The 1061-nt window shown below is 48.4% G+C and carries 1 rRNA gene; it reads left to right on the top strand.

Annotated features, from left to right (window positions below):
- Nucleotides 1–1061: ribosomal RNA gene (locus tag H592_RS0111530) — 23S ribosomal RNA — on the top strand; the annotation flags it as partial.

The raw sequence follows: 1061 nt of genomic DNA, 5'->3' as shown, positions 1-1061 counted from the left end.
CCCTTAGGAAAAGAAATCAACCGAGATTCCGAAAGTAGCGGCGAGCGAAATCGGAACAGCCCTTAAGCTGTTTAAAAGTTAGTGGAAGGCTCTGGAAAGTGCCACGGTACAGGGTGATAGTCCCGTACACAAAAACTTCTTTATAGTGAAAACGAGTAAGACGGGACACGAGAAATCCTGTTTGAATATGGGGGGACCATCCTCCAAGGCTAAATACTCCTAATTGACCGATAGTGAACCAGTACCGTGAGGGAAAGGCGAAAAGAACCCCTGTGAGGGGAGTGAAATAGAACCTGAAACCGTGTACGTACAAGCAGTAGGAGCCGACTTAGTTCGGTGACTGCGTACCTTTTGTATAATGGGTCAACGACTTAATTTCAGTAGCAAGGTTAACCGTTTAGGGGAGCCGTAGGGAAACCGAGTCTTAACTGGGCGAATAGTTGCTGGGATTAGACCCGAAACTTGGTGATCTAGCCATGAGCAGGTTGAAGGTTGAGTAACATCAACTGGAGGACCGAACCCACTAATGTTGAAAAATTAGGGGATGACTTGTGGCTGGGGGTGAAAGGCCAATCAAACCAAGAGATAGCTGGTTCTCCTCGAAAGCTATTTAGGTAGCGCCTCATGTATCACTGTTGGGGGTAGAGCACTGTTAAGGCTAGGGGGTCATCCCGACTTACCAACCCTTTGCAAACTCCGAATACCAACAAGTGCAATCATGGGAGACACACGGCGGGTGCTAACGTCCGTCGTGGAAAGGGAAACAACCCAGACCGCCAGCTAAGGTCCCAAAGTATATGTTAAGTGGGAAACGATGTGGGAAGGCTTAGACAGCTAGGAAGTTGGCTTAGAAGCAGCCATCTTTTAAAGAAAGCGTAATAGCTCACTAGTCGAGTCGGCCTGCGCGGAAGATTTAACGGGGCTAAACATATCACCGAAGCTGCGGACGCGTATTTATATGCGTGGTAGAGGAGCGTTCTGTAAGCCGTCGAAGGGAAAGGTGTAAACCATCCTGGAGGTATCAGAAGTGCGAATGTTGACATGAGTAACGATAAGGGGGG

The sequence above is a fragment of the Psychromonas arctica DSM 14288 genome (assembly GCF_000482725.1).
In the GTDB taxonomy this organism is placed as follows: domain Bacteria; phylum Pseudomonadota; class Gammaproteobacteria; order Enterobacterales; family Psychromonadaceae; genus Psychromonas; species Psychromonas arctica.
Note: the sequence above shows the minus strand (reverse complement) of the source record. Positions and strands in the feature narration are given on the sequence as shown.